Below are 23,308 nucleotides of genomic sequence, written 5' to 3'. Positions count from 1 at the left end.
CGCCGGTGTTACGCGGAGTTACCTGCCCGGCGTCGCAGGCCGGGGTTTATCCGGCGTCCGGGCCGTAGACCTCGACTTTGTCCGACACCCGTCGGACATGGATGCAGTCCCCGGGGCATTCCTTGGCCGAGTCCCTGACGTCGACCAGCAGCGGCAGCGGCACCGGAGCGGTCGCCCCGGGCGTGGCCAGAAGCTCCGCCTCCTCACCCGGCGGAGTGGGCTCTTTCACATAGGCGAGGCCATCGATGTCGAGCTCGAAGACGTCCGGCGCGTACTGGGCGCAGATGCCGTCACCGGTACACAGATCCTGGTCGATCCACACCTCAAGAGCCTCGGATTCGGCGGCCGTCGTCTCGTTGCCGGAGACCTTGTCGTGCACGGTCATTTCGCCTGCCGTTCCTGCGTGTGTGAACCAATTGAAGCCAGCCCTGACGGGTGTTGACCGTCTCGACGATACAACCGCCCGCTTTCCGATGTTGTTGGGTGGGTATTCCTCTGGCGTGAGGACGTGCGCAAGGGTGAAGATCGGACACACCCCGAACGGTTTGTGATCTAGGGGTTTCAACCTGCACCGGCCCAGGTAGGGTCAGGAAGCGTCCAGCTCCCCTTGGAGGAGGTGAGGACCGTGGCAGCCCACGACGACGACATCAACCGCGGCATCCGGCCCGGGCGGGGGTCTGAGGACCCAGCCGGCCAGGTTGCCTATCTAGAGCAGGAAATCGCCGTCCTGCGACGCAAGCTCGCCGACTCTCCGCGTCACACGAGGATTCTCGAAGAGCGGATCGTCGAGTTGCAGACCAACCTGGCGGGCGTGTCCGCTCAGAATGAGCGGCTCGCCAGCACACTCCGTGAGGCCCGTGACCAGATCGTGGCCCTCAAGGAGGAAGTCGACCGGCTGGCACAGCCACCGGCTGGCTTCGGTGTCTTTCTGCAGTCAAACGAGGACGGCACAGCGGACATCTTCACCGGAGGCAGAAAACTCCGTGTGAATGTCAGCCCGAGCGTCGACCTTGAAGAGCTGCGGCGTGGCCAGGAGGTCATGCTCAACGAAGCTCTCAACGTGGTCGAAGCGATGGAGTTTGAGCGCGCGGGGGACATCGTCACCCTCAAGGAGATCCTTGAGGACGGCGAGCGGGCCCTGGTGATCGGACACACCGACGAAGAGCGCGTGGTGCGGCTCGCCGAGCCGCTCCTTGACATCAACATCCGGGCCGGCGACGCCCTGCTGCTCGACTCCCGATCCGGCTACGTCTACGAGGTCATCCCGAAGAGCGAGGTCGAAGAACTCGTCCTCGAAGAGGTCCCGGACATCGACTACACAAAGATCGGCGGTCTGGGCAACCAGATCGAGCTGATCCGCGACGCGGTCGAGCTCCCCTACCTCTACCCCGACCTCTTCAAGGAGCATGAACTGCGGCCGCCCAAGGGCGTCCTGTTGTACGGCCCGCCCGGCTGCGGCAAAACACTCATCGCCAAGGCCGTCGCCAACTCCCTTGCCAAGAAGGTCGCCGAGGTGACCGGCAAGCCGGCGGGCAAGAGCTTCTTCCTCAATATCAAGGGCCCCGAGCTGCTCAACAAGTACGTCGGTGAGACCGAGCGGCACATCCGCCTGGTCTTCCAGCGGGCCCGGGAGAAGGCGAGCGAGGGCACCCCCGTCATCGTCTTCTTCGACGAGATGGACTCCCTCTTCCGCACCCGTGGATCAGGTGTCAGCTCGGACGTGGAGAACACCATCGTCCCGCAGCTGCTCTCCGAGATCGACGGTGTGGAGGGCCTGGAGAACGTCATCGTCATCGGCGCCTCCAACCGCGAGGACATGATCGACCCCGCGATCCTGCGCCCCGGCCGCCTCGATGTGAAGATCAAGATCGAGCGTCCGGACGCCGAAGCGGCCAAGGACATCTTCTCGAAGTACCTGACACCGACGCTGCCCGTGCACACCGACGACCTGGCCGAGCACGCCGGGTCCCGGGAGGCGGCGTTCGGCGGAATGATCCAGTCGGTCGTCGAGCAGATGTACGCGGAATCCGAGGAGAACCGCTTCTTGGAGGTCACCTACGCCAATGGTGACAAGGAAGTCCTGTATTTCAAGGACTTCAACTCCGGAGCGATGATCCAGAACATCGTGGACCGGGCGAAGAAGATGGCCATCAAGGACTTCCTCGACCACAGCCAAAAGGGTCTCCGCGTCTCCCACCTGCTCGCCGCCTGCGTGGACGAGTTCAAGGAGAACGAGGACCTGCCGAACACCACCAACCCGGACGACTGGGCCCGGATCTCCGGCAAGAAGGGCGAGCGGATTGTGTTCATCCGCACACTCGTCACCGGCAAGCAGGGCGCGGACACCGGACGCTCCATCGACACGGTGGCGAATACCGGTCAGTACCTGTAACAGCGCGCTCCGGCTGCGAATGTCCTTCCACTCCCGCCCTTCGCGGGAGACCCTGGGGGCATTCGCAGCCGGACGCGTTTTTCACCGATTGATTCCGGCCGAAGACGGACTGGAGCAATGACTGTAATGATCTCCCCACGGCCGCGAAGCCGCTCTAGGCTCATCGGTACCGCAGCGCGCCGATGTGGGGGATCGGGGACCGCACACGGACGAGAAGCGCAGCGGTACTTGAGCGCCGCCCCCACCGGGGCGCGCCGCCGGGCAAGGAGGGCCGCATGACCGTACGGCGAGTAATGGGAATCGAGACGGAGTACGGGATCTCCGTCCCCGGCCACCCGAACGCCAATGCCATGCTCACCTCATCCCAGATCGTCAACGCCTACGCGGCGGCGATGCACCGGGCGCGCCGCGCCCGCTGGGACTTCGAGGAGGAGAACCCGCTGCGGGATGCCCGCGGCTTCGACCTCGCCCGCGAGTCAGCGGACTCCAGCCAGCTCACGGACGAGGACATCGGCCTGGCCAACGTCATCCTCACCAATGGCGCGCGGCTGTACGTCGACCACGCGCACCCGGAGTACAGCTCGCCGGAGGTCACCAATCCCCGGGACGCCGTGCTGTGGGACAAGGCGGGTGAGCGGATCATGGCCGAGGCCGCCGAACGCGCCGCGCAACTGCCCGGCGCGCAGCCGATCCACCTGTACAAGAACAACACCGACAACAAGGGCGCCTCCTACGGCACCCACGAGAACTACCTGATGAAGCGGGCGACGCCGTTCTCCGACATCGTCCGCCACCTCACCCCGTTCTTCGTCTCCCGGCAGGTCGTCACGGGCGCCGGCCGGGTCGGCATCGGGCAGGACGGCCACGACCACGGCTTCCAGCTCAGTCAGCGCGCCGACTACTTCGAGGTCGAGGTGGGCCTGGAGACCACCCTCAAGCGCCCCATCATCAACACACGCGACGAGCCGCACTCCGACGCGGAGAAGTACCGGCGGCTGCACGTGATCATCGGAGACGCCAACCTCTCCGAGATCTCGACCTACCTCAAGCTCGGCACCACAGCGCTGGTCCTCTCCATGATCGAGGACAGCTTCATCGCCGCGGACTTCGCCGTCGACCAGCCCGTACGCACCCTGCACCAGGTCTCCCACGACCCGACGCTGAAGCAGCCGATCACGCTGCGCAGCGGCCGGACACTCACCGCTGTCCAGCTCCAGATGGAGTACTTCGAGCTGGCCCGCAAATATGTCGAGGACCGCTACGGCTCGGACGCCGACGAGCAGACCAAGGACGTCCTGGTCCGCTGGGAGGACGTGCTGAACCGCCTGGAGCGTGATCCAATGAGCCTGTCGGGCGAGCTGGACTGGGTGGCCAAGCGTGAGCTGCTTGAGGGCTACCGGCGCCGCGACAGCCTGGACTGGGACGCGGCGCGGCTGCACCTGGTGGACCTCCAGTACGCGGACGTACGGCCGGACAAGGGCCTGTACAACCGGCTGGCGGCCCGCGGCAAGATGCAGCGGCTCCTGGACGAGCCGGCGGTCGAGCGGGCCGAGAACAAGCCGCCGGAGGACACCCGGGCCTACTTCCGCGGCCGCTGCCTGGAGCAGTACGCCGACGACGTGGCCGCGGCGTCCTGGGACTCGGTCATCTTCGACCTGCCGGGCCGCGACTCCTTGCAGCGCGTGCCCACACTGGAGCCGCTGCGCGGCACCCGTAACCACGTGAAGGAGCTGCTGGACCGCTGCCGCACGGCCGAGGAACTGGTCCGGGTGCTGTCAGGTGGGTGAGCGGGTCTGAGAGCCCGTCGATCAGGGAATCATCGAGGTGGTTCCCGAACGTTGTAGCAAGTCCAGGCTCGATGCCGAGCCTGGCTTGTAAGGTCTGATCTTGTACGTCGAACCGAGCGGGGTGAGGGATATGGCGACCAAAGACACCGACGGTGGACAGCAGAAGGCGACGCGTTCCAAGGAGGAGGTCGAGGAGCAGGCCGAGGACGCGCAGGCTTCTGAGGACCTCAAGGAACGGCAGGAGAAGCTCTCCGACGACGTGGACTCGGTGCTGGACGAGATCGACGACGTCTTGGAAGAGAATGCTGAGGATTTCGTGAGGTCATTTGTTCAAAAGGGTGGACAGTAGTCCAGATACGTGAACGATACTGTGAAGCGTTGCTCTCGATGCCGCCGAGTCCTGCCACGCGGGGCGTTTTCAGGCAACAAGTCCATGGGAGATGGCCTCCAGGCGTATTGCCGGGAATGCTGCGCGGAGTACTACCGGCAGCGCCAGGAGGCCAATGGGCGGAGAGTGCGGGTCAGGGTTCTCGTGCCGGCCGGACACAAGCGTTGCCCGGGGTGTGAGGAGATCAAGCCTCATGATCAATGGGAACGCAACAGATCTTCGTCGGATGGCTGGGCGAGTTACTGTCGCGAGTGCCGCACCCAGCGAAACCGCGAATCGTACTTCCAGCGCAAGTACGGCTTGAGCTTGGCTGAGTTGGAGAGCTTGGTCGAGCAGCAGGGCCGAGTCTGTGTGATCTGTTTAGCCGCCCCCGCCGAGCATGTGGATCACTGCCATGAGACGGGTAGGGTCCGTGGCGTACTGTGCTTCAACTGTAATTCGGCCATCGGCAAGTTAGGGGATGCCCCCGACACAGTGCGCCGAGCTGCCGCATATCTGGAAGGAAACGCGTGGAAGCCAACACTCGTAGCACCGGGCGTCTACCAGCTGCCTTCCTGACGCCTGGCTCGTCCTCGTTCATGGATTTCCTCGGCGAGCACTCGCCGCAGCTGCTGCCGGGCAACCGGCCGTTGCCGCCGGTGCAGGGCGCCGTCGAGGCGCCGCACGGCACGACGATCGTCGCGGCGACGTTCCCCGGCGGCGTGGTGCTCGCCGGTGACCGCCGGGCGACGATGGGCAACGTCATCGCGCAGCGCGACATCGAGAAGGTCTTCCCGGCCGATGAGTACTCGGCCGTCGGCATCGCCGGCACGGCCGGTCTTGCCGTGGAAATGGTCAAGCTGTTCCAGCTGGAGCTGGAGCACTTCGAGAAGGTCGAGGGCGTCCAGCTCTCCCTGGAGGGCAAGGCCAACCGGCTCTCCACAATGATCCGGGGCAACCTCGGCATGGCGATGCAGGGCCTCGCCGTGGTGCCGCTGTTCACCGGCTGGGACGTCGACCGCGAGAAGGGGCGCATCTTCTCGTACGACATCACCGGTGGGCGTTCGGAGGAGCACGGCTTCGCCTCGACCGGGTCGGGTTCGGTCTTCGCCCGGGGCTCGCTGAAGAAGCTCTACCGCGACGACCTGACGGAGCATCAGGCTGCGACCGCCGTCGTGCAGGCGCTCTACGACGCGGCGGACGACGATTCGGCGACCGGCGGGCCCGACCTCGCCCGGCGGATCTACCCCATCGTCACGGTCATCACGGACGAGGGCTTCCGGCGGCTGACCGATGCCGAGATGTCCGAGATCGCCCGCGCCATCCACGAGCGGCGGCTCGAAGAGCCGGACGGCCCGCGGGCCGCGCTCCTCTGACGGCACGGAAGATCCGTCAATGCACCCGCCACTGACAGAAAGGGACGGATAGCCGGTGTCGACGCCGTTTTATGTCTCACCCCAGCAGGCCATGGCCGACCGCGCCGAGTATGCCCGCAAGGGCATCGCGCGCGGCCGCAGCGTCGTCGTGCTCCAGTACACCGACGGCATCGTCTTCGTCGCCGAGAACCCGTCCCGGGCGCTGCACAAAGTCAGCGAGATCTACGACCGGATCGCCTTCGCGGCTGTCGGCAAATACAACGAGTTCGAGAACCTGCGCATCGGCGGGGTCCGCTACGCCGATCTGCGCGGCTACACCTACCACCGCGAGGACGTGACGGCCCGCGGCCTCGCCAACGTCTACGCGCAGACCCTGGGCACCATCTTCTCCAGCAACGCCGAGAAGCCGTACGAGGTCGAGCTGATCGTCGCCGAGGTCGGGGCCGGTCCCGAGGACGACCAGATCTACCGGCTTCCCCATGACGGCTCGATCGTGGACGAGCACGGCTCGGTCGCGGTCGGCGGCAACTCCGATTCGATCGGCACCTATCTCGACCAGCGGCACCGGGACGGCATGACGCTCGGCGAGGCGCTCAAGCTCGCTGTGGACTCCCTGTCCCGGGACAACAACGGCGGAGAGCGCAGCCTCACCGCCGAGCAGCTTGAGGTCGCGGTCCTCGACCGGACGCGGCCGCAGCAGCGGAAGTTCAAGCGGGTGCTGGGCCGTCAGCTCACCCGGCTGCTTGAGGCGGACGGGGCTGTGACGGATGTCGCCCTGGACGGCGACGACGACGAAGCCGAGAACGCCTCCGGCGAGTCGTCCGGCACGGAGTCGGGCGCCGACACCGGGTCGGCCGAGCCGAAGTCCTCCGGCGGGAAGTCGTCCGGCACGAAGTCAGCCGGTACGAAGCCATCCGGTACGAAGCCCTCCGGCGCGAAGCCCTCCGGCAAGGGCGACGCGGCCCCGGCCCCGGCCGAGAAGTCCCCGGAAGCCACCGAGGACTCCACGGAGGACGAGAAGTAGGCCACGGCGCCCAGCGCGCCGCAGCATGGTGCGCCCCGGCAAGCGGACTTCCGCCTGCCGGGGCGCCGCCGTGTGACCTGCCCGCCAGGCCAGGGGAAGCAGCCCTGGCATAACGGAGGGGTGTGCCCCCGTCAGGGGCGCGGGGAACTGCGCGATCAGCTACGACGCACCCGCAGTGTGCGAGGCACGGACAGGGGCTCCCCTTCTCCAGCGCGTTCCGCCGGACCCGGCCGCCAGGCCGGGGGGAGGCCCATGGGCAGCCCTGGCACAGCGGGGGGGGGAGGTGCCCCGTCAGGGGCGCGGGGAACCGCGCGATCAGCTACGACGTGCCCGCGGTGTGCGACGCACGGACAGGGGCTCCCCCTCTCGAGCCCGTTCCGCCGGACACGGCCAGGGCACGTTCCGCCGCCGCACGGCCCAGCGCGCCGCCGCAGACCCGGCCGCCAGGCCCCCACCCAGGCGAGCCCGCCGTCAGGTGGTGGAGGCGCCGCCGGGTGGCGATGACTCGGCAGGCGGGGCTGTGGAGCCGCGCGTGACCAGTTCGACCGGCAGGGTCGTCAGCTCCGCCACGTCGCCGTCGAGCACTGTCATCAACGCGCGCATGCCCGCGGCGCCCACGTCCTCCGCGGGCAGCCGCACCGTCGTCAGCTCCGGCTCGACCGCCGTGGCCAACGCGAGGTCGTCGAAGCCGGTCACCGACACGTCCTGCGGCACCCGCAGCCCCAGCCGCCGCGCCGCCTTGCACGCCCCCGCGGCCAGGATGTCGTCGTCGCAGATCAGGGCCGACGGCCGGGGCCCGGGGCGGGTCAGGGCCCGCTGCGCGGCCCGTAGCCCGTCGGTCACGCTCATGGCGGCGGGCTCGGTGTGCACGGAGATCCCCGCCGCGCCGCCCAGCGTCTCGGCCACCGCCGCGGCGCGCACGTGGAAGGTCCAGGAGTCCACGGCGGAGGCGATGTGGGTGAACCTGCGGTGCCCGAGGGCGAGCAGGTGGCGTGTCAGCTCGCGCATGCCCGCGGTGATGTCCACGTTCACGGTCGCCGTGGCCCTGGTCCGGTCCGGATCGCTGTCCAGCATGACCAGCGGCAGTTCGCCGTCGCGCAGATCGGTCAGGGCCTCCGACGCCATGGAGGAGGCGATCACTCCGTCCAGTGCGGCACGCGCCGAGCTGAAGGGGTCGCGGGCCTGCCCGGTCCCTTCCGGGGACGGGTAGAGCACGACGCCCACGCCGTGGGCGGCGGCGACCTCGGCGGCGCCCGCGTAGACCCGGGCGAAGAACTCGTTGGTCAGGGCGGGAACGACGAGCAGCGCGGTCCTGGTCCGCCCGAGGCGCAGGCTGCGGGCGGCGAGGTTCGGGCGGTAGCCGAGGCCGCGCGCCGCCGCCCGGACGGCTTCGGCCGTCCGGGGCGATACCCGGCCGCGCCACTTGTCCCCGAGCACGAGCGAGACGGTGGCCTGCGACACGCCCGCGGCGCGCGCCACATCACGGCTCGTGGGCCGGGCGCCGCCGACCGGGCCGGGAGCGGCGGCCACGCCCTCGGAGCGGTCGAGCGCGGCGGCAGTCGCCGCGTCGCCGGGGCCGGGCGCGGCCGCGGGGCCCGGCGTCCGCCCGGGGCCGGGGGAGTGGGGAGAGCTGGCCGTGCCTGTCACCGCTGTCCGTTTCTGTCGCGTTGTGTCGCGCCTGGCCGGGCCCGGCTTCGGCGTGTGCTCGGGGGCCGGGCCGTCACCGAATCGAGTAGACCCGCTGACAGCTGCCATGGTACGTATAACCCCAGGAGTTATACGTAACACTCGGGCGCGGCATGACGCGGCGTGCCGACTAGAGAGGAGTGGACGATGGCCGCTGGCTATGCCGAGCTGCTGCGGACCCGGCACGCGGCGCGGTTGCTCGCCGGCACGCTCGTAGGCCGTCTGCCCAACGCGACGGCGGCGCTCGCCATCGTGCTCTTCACCCGGTCCGAGGGCGGCAGCTACACCCTCGCCGGGGTGCTGTCCGCCGTCTACGGTGTGGGCACCGCCGTCGGGCAGCCGCTTCTCGGCAGGGCCGTGGACCTTTTCGGGCAGCCGCGTGTCATGTTCCCCTCGGCGGTGCTCTCCGCACTCGGCATGGGGCTGTTCACCGTCGTCGGCCTCGACCCCCTGCCCGTGGCGTACGCGGCGATGCTGATAGCCGGGGTCTGCACGCCGCCGCTGGAGGGCGGCCTGCGGGCGCTGTGGCCGAGCGTGCTGGGGCGGGAGGACCGGGTACACGCCGCCTACGCGCTGGACGCCGTGGCGCAGGAGCTGATGTTCTCGGTCGGGCCGCTGATGGTGACGCTGCTCGTCGCCGCCTGGTCGGAGACGGCCGCGTTGCTGGTCATCAACGTCCTCGGCGTCGTGGGCGCGCTGTCCGTGGTGGTCTCCGCGCCGTCCCGTAAGTGGCGGTCGGCGCCGCGCGAGGCGCACTGGCTGGGCGCGCTGCGCTCGCCGGGGCTCCTCGTCCTGATCAGTTCGTTCTTCTTCGTCGGGCTGGCGCTGGGCTCGATCGCGGTGGGCGCCGTCGCGTACGCGGACGACCACGGTGGCGGCATGGTCTCCAGCTATCTGCTCTCCTCGCTGGGTGTGGGCGCGCTGGTCGGCGGCGTGGCCTATGGCGCGCGGGTGTGGCCGGGCGAGCCCGAGGGGCGGCTTCGGCTGCTGGTGGCGGCGCTCGCGCTGGGCTATGTGCCACTGGTCCTGGTGCCCGGCGTGGTGCTGATGACGGTGTTCGCCGGGGTGGCCGGGGTGTTCCTGGCCCCGGCGCTCGCCTGCGCCTTCGTGGTCGTGGACCGGCATGCTCCGCGCGGCACGGTGACCGAGGCGTTCTCCTGGCTCGTGACGACGTTCGGGGTGGGCGCGGCGGTCGGCACGGCCGTCGCCGGGCCCACGATCGAACTGGGTGGGGTCGCCGCGGGTTTCGCCACCCCCGGGGCCGCCGGAGTGGCCGCGCTGCTGGTGCTGCTGGCCTTCCGGCACGTCCTCGCTGGTGACACGGCACAGGCTGATGGTCCAACAGCCAACGAAGCGGGGGCGGAAAATGATCGAAACGGTACCGTCGAACCCGGTTTCAGAGCAGGGCATCAGGCGTAATGTTCAGTCATGGACCGCCGCATTTTCGGGCTGGAGAACGAGTACGGCGTCACGTGCACGTTCAGGGGACAGCGCCGACTGTCACCTGACGAAGTGGCGCGCTACCTCTTCCGCCGTGTCGTTTCCTGGGGCCGCAGCAGTAACGTCTTCCTGCGAAATGGCGCCCGCCTCTACCTCGACGTGGGATCGCACCCGGAATACGCAACACCCGAGTGCGACAACGTGACCGAGCTGGTCACCCACGACAAGGCCGGTGAGCGCATCCTTGAGGGCCTGCTCGTCGACGCCGAACGCCGCCTGCATGAGGAGGGAATCGCGGGCGACGTCTATCTCTTCAAGAACAACACCGACTCGGCGGGCAACTCCTACGGTTGTCATGAGAACTACCTCGTGGCCCGTCACGGGGAGTTCTCCCGGCTAGCGGACATTCTCATCCCCTTCCTCGTCACCCGGCAGCTGCTGTGTGGCGCGGGCAAGGTGCTCCAGACCCCTCGTGGAGCGGTGTACTGCGTCAGTCAGCGCGCCGAGCACATCTGGGAGGGGGTCAGCTCAGCCACGACCCGCTCGCGTCCCATCATCAACACCAGGGACGAGCCGCACGCCGACGCCGAGCGCTACCGCAGGCTCCACGTCATCGTCGGCGACTCCAACATGTCCGAGACCACGATGCTGCTGAAGGTCGGCGCGACGGACCTGGTGCTGCGGATGATCGAGGCGGGCACGGTGATGCGCGACCTGACCCTGGAGAACCCGATCCGGGCGATCCGCGAGGTCAGCCACGACATCACGGGCCAGCGCAAGGTGCGTCTGGCCAGTGGCCGGGAGGCGTCCGCTCTCGAAGTCCAGCAGGAGTACTACGAGAAGGCCGTGGACTTCTGCGAGCGGCGCGGCATCCGTACGGGGACCGTCGAGAAGGTCCTTGAGCTGTGGGGCCGCACGCTCGAAGCCATCCGTACGGAGGACCTCGACCGCATCGGCACCGAGATCGACTGGGTCATGAAATACCAGCTCATCGAGCGCTACCGGGCGAAGAACAACATCACCATGTCGCATCCGCGAGTCGCTCAGATAGACCTCGCGTATCACGACATCCACCGCCGCAGGGGTCTGTATTACCTGCTGGAGCGGAAGGGGCAAGCCGCAAGGATCTGCAACGATTTGAAGATCTTCGAGGGCAAGTCCGTTCCGCCGCAGACCACTCGCGCCCGGTTGCGCGGCGATTTCATTCGGCGCGCCCAGGAACAGCGCCGCGATTTCACCGTCGACTGGGTACATCTCAAGCTCAACGACCAGGCGCAGCGCACCGTGCTGTGCAAGGACCCGTTCCGGTCTGTGGACGACCGGGTGGAGAAGCTGATCGCCGGAATGTGAGCACGCGCGCCGCAGCGGCGCGCCGCCGGGCCCCGTACGTTCCTCGTGCGGGGCCCTTGGCACGTCGTAGAGTGACGCCCATTGCCCACCGCCAGATCGACTGAACGAGGAATTCCGTGCGCCGACGCTCTGTACTCCTTGCCGTGCCCGCCGGCCTGCTCACGCTCGCGGGCTGTGGAGACGACGAGAACAACAAGAAGGACAAGGCCGATACGGCCGACGGTTCCAAGACCCCGTCGGAGCAGCCGAAGCCCACGGGCAAGATCGTGGCGGGACCGCTGCCCGACATCACCAAGGGCACGAAGTTCGGCGAGAAGCCCGCCATGGCCAAGGGCTCAGGGAAGCCGTCGTCCGACCTCGCGGTCAAGACGGTCATTCCCGGTCGCGGGGTGACCGTGGCCAAGGGCGATTTCCTCCAGGTGAACTACCTCGGGCAGAAGTGGCACACGGGCAAGGTCTTCGACAACTCCTACGACCAGAAGAAGCCCGTGGTCTTCCCTATCGGGATCGGCAAGGTCATCCCCGGCTGGGACCAGGCTCTGGTCGGCAAGAAGGTGGACAGCCGGGTGCAGGTGGCGGTCCCGCCGGCGTTGGGCTACGGCAAGAAGGGCACGCCCGACGGCACGATCAAGGGCACCGACACCATGGTGTTCGTCGTCGACATCGTCGGTGCGTACAACGGCAAGAGCTCCGCGCAGGGCAAGACGGTGGCGCAGGACGACGCGGACCTGCCGAAGGTGGGCACCGCGACCGACGGCAAGGCCCCCTCCGTGAAGGTGCCCGAGGGCAAGGCGCCGACGAAGCTCGTGTCGAACTACGTCATCGAGGGTGACGGCCCCGAGGTCAAGGCGTCGGACTCGGTGCTCGTGCAGTACAAGGGTGTGCTGTGGGACGGCGGCAAGGAGTTCGACTCCAGCTACTCCCGCCAGGAGCCCGCCCAGTTCTCGCTCCAGCAGGTCGTCCAGGGCTGGTCGCAGGGCCTGACCGGGAAGAAGGCCGGCAGCCGGGTGCTGATCGTGGTCCCGCCGAAGCTGGGCTACAAGGACAAGAAGCAGAAGGATATCCCGGCCAACTCCACGCTGGTCTTCTCCGTCGACATCCTGGCGGTTCTGTAAGACTGTCCCGGTTGCACATCGTGAGCAAGGAGTTTTTTCGTGAGCATCGACAAGCCTGAGGTCGACTTCCCCGGCGGCGAGCCGCCGACTGACCTTCAGGTCAGGGACATCTGGGAGGGCGATGGCGCTGTCGCGAAGGCCGGTGACTTCGTCAAGGTCCACTACGTGGGCGTGGCGTTCAGCACCGGTGAGGAGTTCGACGCGAGCTGGAACCGCGGCACCCCGCTGGAGTTCCAGCTGGGCGCCGGCCAGGTCATCGCCGGCTGGGACCAGGGCGTGCAGGGCATGAAGGTCGGCGGCCGTCGCGAGCTGGTCATCCCCGCGAACCTGGCGTACGGCGACCGGGGCGCCGGTGGCGGCGCGATCGCCCCCGGCGAGTCGCTGATCTTCGTCTGCGACCTGATGGCCGTCTGACACAGCTGAGCCGCCAGGCCCGTCGGAGCTGAGCCGTCACAGGCGTCGCGGACGGGCCCGCGAGGGTCCGTGCCCGGGTATACCGCCCGGGCACGGACCCTCGGCTTTTGCCCGCGCTCCCGGTAGCGGTACGGTCACCGTCGTAAGAGCTGTCCCCTGAGAAGAGGCGTCGATGGCGATTGCCAAGGCCGAGCGGCTGATGAATTTGGCCTTGTGCCTGCTGGGGACCCGGCGCCCGCTGACGAAACGGGAGTTGCGAGCCTCCATTGAGGCGTACCTGGAAGCTGACGCGACCGGCAGCGACGAGGCCGTGAACCGGATGTTCGAGCGGGACAAGGACGACCTGCGCGAGCTGGGCCTGGTCATCGAGACGGTCGACGGCATCGACGGTGAGCAGGGTTATCTGGCCCGCCGCGACAGTAACCGGCTGCCGCCGATCACGCTCGACGCGGAGGAGGCCGCCGCGCTCGGTCTCGCCGCGAAGGTGTGGCAGCAGGCGCGGCTGGCGGGCGCGGCCAGCGGCGCGTTGCAGAAGCTGCGCGCGGCGGGGATGCCGCTCGCCGAGGAGCCGTACGAGACGATGGCGCACAGCGCGCTGGAACCCCGCATCCCGGCGCACGAGGCCGCTTTCGAGCCGCTGATGCTGGCCTGCCGCGACCGCCGCCCGGTCGTCTTCGACTACCGGAAGGCGAACTCGGCGCGTCCCGAGCGCCGCCAGGTCGAGCCGTGGACGCTGGAGTGCTGGCGCGGCCACTGGTATCTCGCCGGGTGGGACCGGGACCGGGCGGCGGAGCGGGTCTTCCGGCTGTCCCGGATCAGCGGCAAGGTCCGCTCCCGGACCGGGGCCTTCACCGCGGAGGTGCCCGACCACGTCACGGTGCGCGAGACCGTGGAGAGCTGGGCGGGGGAGACGGCGACGGGGACCGCCCGGATCAGGCTGCGCGCCGGGCACGGCTATCCGCTGCGCGCCAAGGCGATCAGCGTGCGGCCGGTGCCCCCCGAGCCCGCGCTGACGGCCGGTGCCGCCGCGAGTGGCGCGGAGACCGGGCAGGACGAGGGATGGGACGAACTGGAGATCCCGTACGGGCACGGGCTCGACGCCTGGCTGGTGGAGCTCGGACCCGAAGTGGTGGTCCTGGAACCCGCTGAGCTGCGGGCCGATGTGGTGGACCGGCTGCGCGCCGTGGCCAAGGGCTGAGAGGGACGGACCGACGTTTCATGGCAACCAACGCCATTGACCAGACCCGGCGGATGCTGTCCCTGGTGACGTATCTGCGCGAACGCCCCGGGGCGCGCGTCAGCGATGTCGCCCGCGCGTTCGGCATCACCGAGGACGAACTGATCGCCGACCTCGACGTGCTGCCGATGTGCGGCACCAGTTTCCGGGGCGGTGACCTGCTCGACATAGACACCGACGGCGACCGCATCTGGTGGCACAACCCGGACAGCGCCGGGACGGAGCCGCTGCGGCTGGCCGCGGACGAGGCGACCGCGCTGCTGGTCGCCGCCCGCGCCGTGGCGACCCTGCCGGGGCTGCGCGAGGGCGACCGGCAGGCGCTGGTGCGGGCGACCGCCAAGCTGGAGGCGGCGGCCGGGGAAGCGGCGGGCGCCAGCTCCCGGCTGTCGGTGACCTTCGAATCAGAGGGCGGGGTCTTCGCCGATGTGGACCGCGCCATCGCCGAGCGGCGGCGGCTGTGGCTGCGCTACTACTCACCCGCGCGGGACGAGCTGACCGAGCGGGAGGTCGACCCGATCCGGCTGTTCGTGCTCGGCCACACGTACGTGGAGGCGTGGTGCCGGCTGTCCGAGGCGCGCCGCACCTTCCGGCTCGACAGGGTCGCGGAGATCAAGCTCCTCGACGAGGCGGCCGACCCGCCGCCGGTCGAGCTGCGCGATCTGTCGGAGGGGCTGGTGCAGCCCGCGGCGGAGGACCCCGAGGTGGTGATCGACGTCGCCCCGGGCGGCCGCTGGGTCGCCGAGTACTACCCGCACGACAGCGCCGAGGAGCTGCCGGACGGCGGGCTGCGGATCACCCTGCGGACGCCTGAGCCCGGCTCGTTGCGCCGCCTGGCGCTGCGGCTCGGCAGGGATGGCCGGATTGTCGCGCCGCAGGAGCTGGCGGACAGTGCCAGGGACGCGGCTCAGCGGGCGCTGGCCGCGTACGGCGAGTGAGTACGCGGGTGCGGTGAACGTACGGCGAGTGGGAGGGCACAGATGACGGCACCGGCGACGCGGCGGGCCACCCCGGTGATCTTCAAGGCTGCCTGCCCCCAGTGCCGGGGCAGCTTCGAGCTGACGGCGGAGGCCCTGCGGCTGGTGGTCGGGGGGACGAGTCGCACCACGTTCTACTCCTTCACCTGCCCGGACTGCGGCAGCGCGGTCCGCAAGCCCGCGGGGGAGCGAATAGTGGAACTGCTGACCACCGGCGGGGTCAGCACGCTGCGGCTGCACTCCACGCTCTGAGCCAACACGGCTGACGCGTCCGCGCCGCGGCGCAGGCAGCCGTGCCGGGCCTCCGGCGGGCGGTTGCCGGGCCGCGGGCCCCGCCCGATAGGTTGCTCCCCATGCTGTGGCCGATGCTTGCTCTCGCTCTCGCCTTCTGCGGGATCGCCGTTCTCGCTGTTCTCGCCGTGCGCGTCTACCGCGAGGTGCGGCGGCTGGCTCGGCAGGTGGGAGAGAGCTCACAGCGGATCACGCGGGCCGCCGAGGATCTGGAGCGGGCCACCGGGCCGCTGGCCGCGCATGTGGACGGGCTGCGGCGGGAGTGACGGCGCCGTAGGGCGGGACACGGGTGCGGATCAGGCCGCCTTGTCAAGGCACTCTGCTCAGAGGAACACGTGAGCGGTACGCTGAGGGCGCGGCCCTGGTAGCGAGGCCTGGGACCGCAACCGGGAGGACGCCCGGGGATTGCCACCCGTTTACTCCCGCGCGTTACGATCGCTGCCAGCACGGCTGCCGGACTCCCCCGTCCGTACGGTCGGACAGCCACCCCAGCCGCCTCGGTGAGAAGGTAATACTTATGTTCGGTGGAAAGATCGGCACGGGCGAGATCATCCTCATCCTCGTCGTCATCATCCTGCTGTTTGGCGCGAAGAAGCTTCCGGACATGGCGCGTTCCCTCGGCAAGTCCGCTCGCATCCTCAAGAGCGAGGCCAAGGCGATGAAGTCGGACACCAAGCAGAGCGCCCCCGCCGACCCGCCGCACGAGGACACCGCCGACCAGGCCGGCCAGCGTACGATCCAGGCCGCTCCCGGCGACGTGAGCAGCTCCCGTCCGGTGAACGAGCCGAGCGACCGTACGACGAAGCGCTGACCCAGGGCCGACTGAGGCGGTGGCCGGTGGCCGCCGTCTGACGCACGAGATGAGGACGTGGGTTGCTCAAGCCTGCCCGCAAGAAGGAGAAGGACCCCGAGGGTCGCATGCCCCTCGCGGAGCACCTGCGTGAGCTGCGCAACAGGCTGCTGAAAGCGGTCCTCGCGATCTGCCTCATCACGGCTGTCGCGTTGTTCTACTACAAGGACATCGTCGACTTCCTCATGAAGCCGGTACTGGACTCGGTCGGATGCGGCGGCGTCTCGGTGTCCGAGCTGGAGGGCAACAAGGCCGGTGAGAAGTGCGCCTACTTCACCGTCAACGGTCTGCTCTCGCCGTTCACGATCATGCTCAAGGTCTCCTTCATGACGGGCCTGGTGCTGTCCACGCCGATCTGGCTGTACCAGCTGTGGGCGTTCCTCGCGCCCGGTCTGCACCGGGACGAGAAGAAGTACTCGGTCGCCTTCGTCGCCGCGGGTGTGCCGCTCTTCGTGGGTGGCGGCTTCTTCGCGTACGCGATCCTGCCGACGACCGCCAAGGTGCTCCTCGACTTCACTCCGGACGGCGCGAACAACCTGCTGCCGCTGGATGACTTCATCGACCTGCTGACCCGCATGGTCGTCGTGTTCGGCCTCGCCTTCGAGCTGCCGCTGGTGCTGGTCCTGCTGAACTTCGGCGGTGTGGTCTCCGGTCGCCGGATGCTCGGCTGGTGGCGCGGAATGATCATGGGCATCACCGTCTTCGGCGCGCTGGCCACCCCGTCGACCGACCCGGTGGGCATGTTCGCCCTGGCGGGTCCCGTCACCCTGCTCTACTTCTGCGCGGTCGGCGTCTCGATGCTCAATGACCGGCGCCGGGCGAAGGTGCGTGCCGCCGACCCCGACTTCGGCCTCGATGACGACGAGGCGTCCAGCCTGGAGCACACGCCGGAAGAGGTGGGGGACATCGAGCCGGTCTCGGCGAGCGGTGCCCCGGCCGAACTCGGGGCGGACGAGCGCGGGGCTCCCGGGCCGACCCGGCGAAGCGGCTACGACGACATCACCTGACCAGGTAGATTCCGTGCGTGACCAGCGACATCACTCTCTTCGTCAATCCCACGGCGGGCCGGGGCCGGGGTGCGCACGCCGCTCAGCCCGCCGCCCGGGTGCTGCGGGCGGCTGGATTCACCGTACGGACGGTCCTCGGCGCTGACGCGGGGGACGCGCTGGACCGGGCGCGGGACGCGGTGGCCGGTGGCACGGGGGCGCTGATCGCCGTCGGCGGGGACGGCATGACGTCGCTGGCGCTCCAGGCGGTCGCGGGGACGGGCACCCCGCTGGGGGTGGTGTCCGTCGGCACCGGCAATGACTTCGCGCAGGCCACGGGCCTGCCGGTGCGGAACCCCGCGGGCGCAGCCCGCCTGATCGCCGAGTCGTTGAAGTCGGACGGCGGCCGCCCCATCGACCTCGGCAGGGCCGGGGGCACCTGGTTCGGGACCGTGCTGGCCTCCGGGTTCGACTCCCGGGTCAATGACCGGGGCAACCGGATGCGCTGGCCGTCGGGGCGCTTCCGCTACGACATGGCGATGCTCGCCGAGCTGGCGGGCCTGCGGCCCCTCTCCTACCGGATGCGGCTCGACGACGGGCCCGAGCAGGAGATCGAGGCGACGCTGATAGCCGTCGGCAACGGCTCCTCGTACGGCGGGGGGATGCGCATCTGCGCCGACGCGCGGATGGACGACGGCCTCTTCGACGTCACGGTCGTCGGCCGGTGCAGCCGCGGCACGCTGCTTCGGGTCTTTCCGCGGGTCTACCGGGGAACGCATCTGAGCCATCCAGCGGTCACCGTGCACCGGGTGGCGAGGATAGCGCTGGCCGCTGAGGGACTGACCGGCTACGCGGACGGGGAGCCGCTGGGGCCGCTGCCGCTGACGGCGGTCACCGTGCCCGGCGCGGTCCGGCTGCTGGGCGGCTGCGCCGCGCGGCGGCCCCGGTTCCGCTTTCCTGGCGGCGGCCGCCGGGCCGGGTCCGAATGTGGCGCCCGGTGAGTGATAAAGATCGGGTCGTTGTCGGAGGTGGCCGGTAGGCTCGTAGACACGATGACCGAAGAGCTATCTCCCGCCGAGCGATATTCCGCGGCCCGCCTGCGGGCGGCCGACCAGGCAACGGCTCTCGCCCCGTTCCGCGAGATGTACGAGTTCGATCTGGACCCGTTCCAGACCGACGCATGCAAGGCACTCGAAGCAGGCAAGGGCGTGCTGGTCGCCGCCCCCACCGGCTCCGGGAAGACCATCGTGGGCGAGTTCGCCGTCCATCTGGCCCTGACCCAGGGCCGCAAATGCTTCTACACCACGCCCATCAAGGCCCTGTCGAACCAGAAGTACTCCGACCTCGTCAAGCGCTACGGCGCGGACAAGGTCGGCCTGCTGACCGGCGACAACAGCGTCAACTCCGAGGCGCCCGTGGTCGTGATGACCACCGAGGTGCTGCGCAACATGCTCTACGCGGGCTCCCGGTCGCTGACCGGCCTTGGCTACGTGGTGATGGACGAGGTGCACTACCTCTCCGACCGGTTCCGTGGCGCCGTGTGGGAGGAGGTCATCATCCACCTCCCGGAGTCGGTGACGCTGGTGTCGCTCTCGGCGACCGTCTCCAACGCCGAGGAATTCGGCGACTGGCTCGACACCGTGCGCGGCGACACCGAGGTGATCGTCTCCGAGCACCGCCCCGTGCCGCTGTGGCAGCACGTGCTGGCCGGGCGCCGGATGTACGACCTCTTCGAGGAGCGGAGCACCCCCGAGGGCACGCCGGGCGGCGGCCGCCGTGAGGTCAACCCGGACCTGGAGCGGCTGGCCCGGATGGAGAACAGCCGCCCGAACTCCGGTCGCGACAAGCGCGGGCGGGCCACCATGCGGGAGGCCGACCGGGAGCGCGAGCGCCGCCAGCGCAGCCGCATCTGGACTCCGACCAGGCCCGAGGTCATCGACCGGCTCGACTCGGAGGGCCTGCTTCCGGCGATCACGTTCATCTTCAGCCGCGCGGGTTGCGAGGCGGCCGTGCAGCAGTGCCTGTTCGCCGGGCTGCGGCTGAACGACGACGCGGCGCGGGCCAGGGTGCGCACCATCGTGGAGGAGCGCACGGCGTCCATTCCCGACGAGGACCTGCATGTGCTGGGGTACTTCGAGTGGCTTGAGGGCCTGGAGCGGGGCATCGCCGCGCACCACGCGGGCATGCTGCCGACCTTCAAGGAGGTCGTCGAGGAGCTGTTCGTCAAGGGCCTGGTCAAGGCGGTCTTCGCCACCGAGACGCTGGCACTCGGCATCAACATGCCCGCACGTTCGGTGGTCCTGGAGAAGCTGGTCAAGTGGAACGGTGAGCAGCACGCCGACATCACCCCCGGCGAGTACACGCAGCTGACCGGCCGCGCCGGGCGGCGCGGCATCGACATCGAGGGCCACGCGGTCGTGCTGTGGCAGCGGGCCATGGACCCGACGGCGCTGGCGGGTCTCGCCGGCACCCGGACGTATCCGCTGCGCTCCTCGTTCAAGCCCTCGTACAACATGGCGGTCAACCTCGTCTCCCAGTTCGGGCGGCATCGCTCCCGCGAGCTGCTGGAGACCTCCTTCGCGCAGTTCCAGGCCGACAAGGCGGTCGTCGGGATCTCCCGGCAGGTGCAGCGCAACGAGGAGGGCATGGCGGGCTACCGCGCCTCGATGACCTGCCACCTGGGCGACTTCGAGGAGTACGCGCGGCTGCGCCGTCACCTCAGCGACCGGGAGACGGAGCTGGCCAAGCAGGGCGCGCTCCAGCGGCGCGCCGCCGCGGCGGCCTCCCTGGAGAAGCTCAAGCCCGGCGACGTCATCCACGTCCCCGCGGGCAAGTACGCGGGACTGGCACTGGTGCTCGACCCGGGGCTGCCCGCGGGGCGGACCAACGGCCACCGCGGCTTCGAGTACCACGACGGGCCGCGGCCCCTGGTGCTCACCGCCGAGCGGCAGGTCAAGCGGCTCGCCTCCATCGACTTCCCGGTGGCCGTGGAGCCGCTGGAGCGGATGCGCGTCCCCAAGTCGTTCAACGCGCGCAGCCCGCAGTCGCGGCGCGACCTGGCCTCCGCGCTGCGCACGAAGGCGGGGCACCACGCGCCGGGGCGGCGCCGCAAGGAGCGGTCGGCCGCCGTCGACGACAGCCAGATCACCCGGCTGCGCGCCGAAATCCGTGCGCATCCCTGCCACGGCTGCGCGGAGCGTGAGGACCACGCCCGCTGGGCCGAGCGCTACTACCGGCTGCGGCGGGACAACAGCCAGCTGGAGCGGCGCATTGAGGGCCGTACGAACACGATCGCGCGCACCTTCGACCGGATCTGCGCGCTCCTGACCGGCATGGGGTATCTGCGGGGCGACGAGGTCACTGACGACGGGCGGCGGCTGGCCCGGCTGTACGGCGAGCTGGACCTGCTGGCGAGCGAGTGCCTGCGCGAGGGCGTGTGGGAAGGGCTGAAGCCCGCCGAGCTGGCGGCGTGCGCGTCGGCGCTCGTCTACGAGTCGCGGTCGGCGGACGACCCGACGGCGCCGAAGGTACCGACGGGCCCCTCGAAGGAGGCGCTGGCCGAGATGGTCCGCATCTGGGGACGGCTCGACGCTCTGGAGGAGGATCACAAGATCAGCCAGACGGAGGGCGTCGGGCAGCGCGAGCCGGATCTGGGCTTCGCCTGGGCGGCGTACCGCTGGGCGTCCGGGCACGGTCTGGACGATGTGCTGCGGGAGGTCGAGATGCCCGCCGGTGACTTCGTGCGCTGGTGCAAGCAGCTGATCGACGTGCTCGGGCAGATCGCCGTGGCCGCCCCGCCGGGCGGCACCGTCGCGCGCAGCGCGCGCAAGGCGGTCGACGAGCTGCTGCGCGGGGTCGTAGCGTACTCGTCGGTGGGCTGAGCGGCGACGGGCGCCCGCCGCGGACGCCCGCTGAACGACGACGGTGCCCCGCCGGGTGAGCCCGGCGGGGCACCGTGTCGTCCGGGTGTCAGGCGCTGACCGGCGCGGACTGGCCGCCGCGCTCCTGCTCCGCCTCGACCTGCTCGTTCCACTCGCGCTTCGACGCCTGCCAGCCGTCCTCGTTGTGGCCGCGCCGCCAGTAGCCGGAGATCGACAGCCGCTCGCGGGGGACCTGACGCTCCACGCGCAGCAGACGCCGCAGTTCCTTCACGAACCCGGCCTCGCCGTGTACGAAGGCGTCGACGTCACCGGCGGGGAAGTCCAGCGCCCGGACGGCCGCCGTCAGCTTCTCGCCGACCGGGGCGCCGTCGCGGTGCAGCCAGTGGACGACCGCGCCGGGCACGTCGGTCAGCGGCTGCCGTTCGTTCTCGTCGGCGACCTCGATGAAGGCGTGCACCGGCACGTCCGGCTTGGCTTCGGCGGCGAGCCGGTCGAGGGCGGCGGCGATGGCGGGCAGCGCGCTCTCGTCACCGGCCAGCAGGCGCCATCCGGCGTCCGGGGAGGGGGCCCAGGCGCCGCCGGGGCCCAGGAACTTGATCTCCTCGCCCGGCTTGACGCCGGCGGCCCACGGTCCGGCCAGGCCCTCGTCGCCGTGTACGACGAAGTCGACCGCGAGTTCCCGGGTGGCCGGGTCCCAGCTCCGCACCGTGTAGGTGCGGGTGACCGGCCACTGGTCGCGGGGGAAGTCGGCGCGGATCTGCTGCATGTCGAACGGCTCGGGATACGCCACGCCGTCGATGGGGAACAGCAGCTTGATGTAGTGGTCGGTCCATTCGCCCGCTACGAAGTCAGCCAGCCCTTCGCCGCCGAGCACCACGCGCACCATGTGCGGCGTGAGCTGCTCGGTACGCGTCACCCGCCCCTGGTGGAGCTGCGGCTTCTTACGGGCCGGACGCTCTGTCACGGTGCCTCCCTGACGAGGTGGAAGTTAGGATTACCTAACTTAACAGCTATCGCGGCAGTGTGGAGAGCAAGCGGTGCAGTGAGCCGCCCAGGCCCCAGCGTTCGGCCAGTGCCTCCAGGGTCTCGGGGTGGCGCGGCTCGCCCGGCAGCGCCGGGTCGAAGTCGGGCAGCGCGACATCGGTGGCGACGCGCACCACGCGCGGGGCGACCGCCAGGTAGTCGCGCGCCTCGATGATCCGCTTGCGCTGCGCGGGGGTCAGCTTCGCTGCCGGGTCGTGCGCGGCGGCCACGATCCCGGCCAGGTCGCCGTACGCGGCCAGGAGTTTGGCCGCCGTCTTCTCGCCGATGCCGGGCACCCCCGGCAGTCCGTCGCTCGGGTCGCCGCGCAGCGTCGCGAGGTCGGCGTATCCGGAGCCGTCGACGCCGTACTTCTCCCGCAGCAGCTCCTCGTCCACGGTCTGCAACGTGCCGACGCCCTTGAGCGGGTAGAGGACGCGCGCCGCGCGCGCGTCGCTGACCAGCTGGTACAGGTCGCGGTCGCCGGTGACGATGTCGACGGGCCCGCTCGCCCGGGTCGCCAGGGTGCCGATGACGTCGTCCGCCTCGTATCCGGGCGCGCCGACCCGGGCGATGCCGATGGCGTCCAGCACGGCTTCGATGACCGGGACCTGGGGGGAGAGGGTGTCGGGGATCTCCTCCTCGTAGTCGCCGGAGTGCGGGACGTGCTCCTCGGCGGGCCCGGCGGCCGGTGTCTCCCCGGCTACCCGGTGCGCCTTGTACGAGGGGATCAGCTCGACCCGCCACTGGGGCCGCCAGTCGGCGTCCATGCAGGCGACCAGGTCGTCGGGGTGGTGGTCCTGGACGAGGCGGGCGATGAAGTCGAGCAGCCCGCGCACGGCGTTGACGGGCGTGCCGTCGGGGGCCCTGACCGAGTCCGGCACCCCGAAGTAGGCGCGGAAGTAGAGGGAGGCGGTATCGAGGAGCATCAGGCGTCGCGTCACGCCCCGATCATGCCGCACCGCGCAAACACCGGGGGACTGTGAGGTAAGGCACTTATGTGTTTGGTCCTGGCGAACCGGGGCAGGCGCGAGCCCGGAGCGGACCATGTCGCACGTTCAACTATTGCAATGGACACATAGGCAGGCGGGCAGAATCCGCCCGCTCCACGACCTCTT

At 69.7% G+C, this 23,308-nt stretch carries 22 protein-coding genes; 18 read left to right on the top strand and 4 right to left on the bottom strand.

Annotation, left to right across the window (positions count from 1 at the left end; translation table 11 throughout):
- Nucleotides 1-46: 46 nt before the first annotated feature.
- Nucleotides 47-385 (bottom strand): ferredoxin, encoded by a 339-nt coding sequence (locus AC5P1B_RS04995; RefSeq protein ID WP_493885005.1) that lies wholly within the window; start codon nt 383-385, stop codon nt 47-49.
- Between the two features lie 240 nt (nt 386-625).
- On the opposite strand from AC5P1B_RS04995, the gene arc reads away from it, so the two are divergent.
- The 6 genes from arc (at nt 626) to prcA (ending at nt 6,946) form a co-directional block, all read left to right on the top strand.
- Nucleotides 626-2,392 carry a proteasome ATPase gene (gene arc, locus AC5P1B_RS04990; RefSeq protein WP_493885003.1) on the top strand — a complete coding sequence of 589 codons (1,767 nt, stop codon included), beginning with the start codon at nt 626-628 and terminating at the stop codon, nt 2,390-2,392.
- A gap of 275 nt (nt 2,393-2,667) precedes the next feature.
- A complete protein-coding gene (gene dop, locus AC5P1B_RS04985) occupies nt 2,668-4,179 on the top strand; it encodes a depupylase/deamidase Dop (RefSeq protein ID WP_493885001.1) in 1,512 nt (503 codons plus the stop codon).
- Nucleotides 4,180-4,309: 130 nt separating this feature from the next.
- Entirely contained in the window at nt 4,310-4,528 is a 219-nt protein-coding gene (locus AC5P1B_RS04980) for a ubiquitin-like protein Pup (RefSeq protein ID WP_493885417.1), read from the top strand.
- Between the two features lie 84 nt (nt 4,529-4,612).
- Nucleotides 4,613-5,125 carry an endonuclease VII domain-containing protein gene (locus AC5P1B_RS04975; protein ID WP_493884999.1) on the top strand — a complete coding sequence of 171 codons (513 nt, stop codon included), beginning with the start codon at nt 4,613-4,615 and terminating at the stop codon, nt 5,123-5,125.
- On the top strand, nt 5,077-5,922 hold the full coding sequence (gene prcB / locus AC5P1B_RS04970; protein ID WP_493884997.1) for a proteasome subunit beta: 846 nt from the start codon (nt 5,077-5,079) through the stop codon (nt 5,920-5,922). Before AC5P1B_RS04975 ends, prcB begins: the two co-directional genes overlap by 49 nt.
- Nucleotides 5,923-5,977: 55 nt before the next feature.
- Complete coding sequence (prcA, locus tag AC5P1B_RS04965; protein WP_493884995.1) at nt 5,978-6,946, top strand: proteasome subunit alpha; 969 nt, start codon at nt 5,978-5,980, stop codon at nt 6,944-6,946.
- 471 nt (nt 6,947-7,417) lie between these two features.
- On the opposite strand, the gene AC5P1B_RS04960 is transcribed toward prcA, so the two are convergent.
- Nucleotides 7,418-8,476 (bottom strand): LacI family DNA-binding transcriptional regulator, encoded by a 1,059-nt coding sequence (locus tag AC5P1B_RS04960; protein ID WP_493885415.1) that lies wholly within the window; start codon nt 8,474-8,476, stop codon nt 7,418-7,420.
- A gap of 303 nt (nt 8,477-8,779) precedes the next feature.
- On the opposite strand from AC5P1B_RS04960, the gene AC5P1B_RS04955 reads away from it, so the two are divergent.
- The 12 genes from AC5P1B_RS04955 to AC5P1B_RS04900 all read left to right on the top strand — a co-directional run bounded on the left by AC5P1B_RS04955 (nt 8,780) and on the right by AC5P1B_RS04900 (nt 21,170).
- Nucleotides 8,780-10,051: an MFS transporter gene (locus AC5P1B_RS04955; protein ID WP_493884993.1), complete on the top strand. Its 1,272-nt coding sequence runs from the start codon at nt 8,780-8,782 to the stop codon at nt 10,049-10,051.
- A gap of 9 nt (nt 10,052-10,060) precedes the next feature.
- A complete protein-coding gene (pafA, locus tag AC5P1B_RS04950; protein ID WP_493884991.1) occupies nt 10,061-11,422 on the top strand; it encodes a Pup--protein ligase in 1,362 nt (453 codons plus the stop codon).
- Between the two features lie 116 nt (nt 11,423-11,538).
- A complete protein-coding gene (locus tag AC5P1B_RS04945; RefSeq protein WP_493884989.1) occupies nt 11,539-12,537 on the top strand; it encodes an FKBP-type peptidyl-prolyl cis-trans isomerase in 999 nt (332 codons plus the stop codon).
- Between the two features lie 39 nt (nt 12,538-12,576).
- Nucleotides 12,577-12,951, top strand: a complete 375-nt coding sequence (locus AC5P1B_RS04940) for an FKBP-type peptidyl-prolyl cis-trans isomerase (protein ID WP_493884987.1) — start codon at nt 12,577-12,579, stop codon at nt 12,949-12,951.
- Nucleotides 12,952-13,123: 172 nt separating this feature from the next.
- Nucleotides 13,124-14,149 (top strand): helix-turn-helix transcriptional regulator, encoded by a 1,026-nt coding sequence (locus AC5P1B_RS04935; RefSeq protein WP_493884986.1) that lies wholly within the window; start codon nt 13,124-13,126, stop codon nt 14,147-14,149.
- A gap of 20 nt (nt 14,150-14,169) precedes the next feature.
- Nucleotides 14,170-15,123: a helix-turn-helix transcriptional regulator gene (locus tag AC5P1B_RS04930; protein ID WP_493884985.1), complete on the top strand. Its 954-nt coding sequence runs from the start codon at nt 14,170-14,172 to the stop codon at nt 15,121-15,123.
- Between the two features lie 42 nt (nt 15,124-15,165).
- Nucleotides 15,166-15,414: a hypothetical protein gene (locus AC5P1B_RS04925; RefSeq protein WP_493884983.1), complete on the top strand. Its 249-nt coding sequence runs from the start codon at nt 15,166-15,168 to the stop codon at nt 15,412-15,414.
- Nucleotides 15,415-15,515: 101 nt separating this feature from the next.
- Nucleotides 15,516-15,719, top strand: coding sequence for a hypothetical protein (locus tag AC5P1B_RS04920; protein WP_493884981.1), 204 nt, complete (start codon nt 15,516-15,518; stop codon nt 15,717-15,719).
- A gap of 251 nt (nt 15,720-15,970) precedes the next feature.
- A complete protein-coding gene (tatA, locus tag AC5P1B_RS04915; RefSeq protein ID WP_493884979.1) occupies nt 15,971-16,264 on the top strand; it encodes a Sec-independent protein translocase subunit TatA in 294 nt (97 codons plus the stop codon).
- A gap of 62 nt (nt 16,265-16,326) precedes the next feature.
- Nucleotides 16,327-17,310, top strand: coding sequence for a twin-arginine translocase subunit TatC (gene tatC, locus AC5P1B_RS04910; RefSeq protein ID WP_493884977.1), 984 nt, complete (start codon nt 16,327-16,329; stop codon nt 17,308-17,310).
- A 17-nt stretch (nt 17,311-17,327) separates the two neighbouring features.
- Nucleotides 17,328-18,290, top strand: coding sequence for a diacylglycerol kinase (locus tag AC5P1B_RS04905; RefSeq protein WP_493884975.1), 963 nt, complete (start codon nt 17,328-17,330; stop codon nt 18,288-18,290).
- Between the two features lie 51 nt (nt 18,291-18,341).
- Nucleotides 18,342-21,170, top strand: a complete 2,829-nt coding sequence (locus AC5P1B_RS04900; protein ID WP_493884973.1) for a DEAD/DEAH box helicase — start codon at nt 18,342-18,344, stop codon at nt 21,168-21,170.
- Nucleotides 21,171-21,258: 88 nt separating this feature from the next.
- Here AC5P1B_RS04900 and AC5P1B_RS04895 read toward each other — a convergent pair whose 3' ends face one another.
- The gene (locus AC5P1B_RS04895; RefSeq protein WP_493884971.1) at nt 21,259-22,134 is read right to left on the bottom strand and encodes a siderophore-interacting protein; all 876 of its coding nucleotides are present in this window, start codon (nt 22,132-22,134) and stop codon (nt 21,259-21,261) included.
- 46 nt (nt 22,135-22,180) lie between these two features.
- Nucleotides 22,181-23,119, bottom strand: coding sequence for a 5'-3' exonuclease (locus AC5P1B_RS04890; protein ID WP_493885414.1), 939 nt, complete (start codon nt 23,117-23,119; stop codon nt 22,181-22,183).
- Between the last annotated feature and the right edge of the window lie 189 nt (nt 23,120-23,308).

The sequence above is a fragment of the Streptomyces sp. A01 genome (assembly GCF_059026195.1).
Note: the sequence above shows the minus strand (reverse complement) of the source record. Positions and strands in the feature narration are given on the sequence as shown.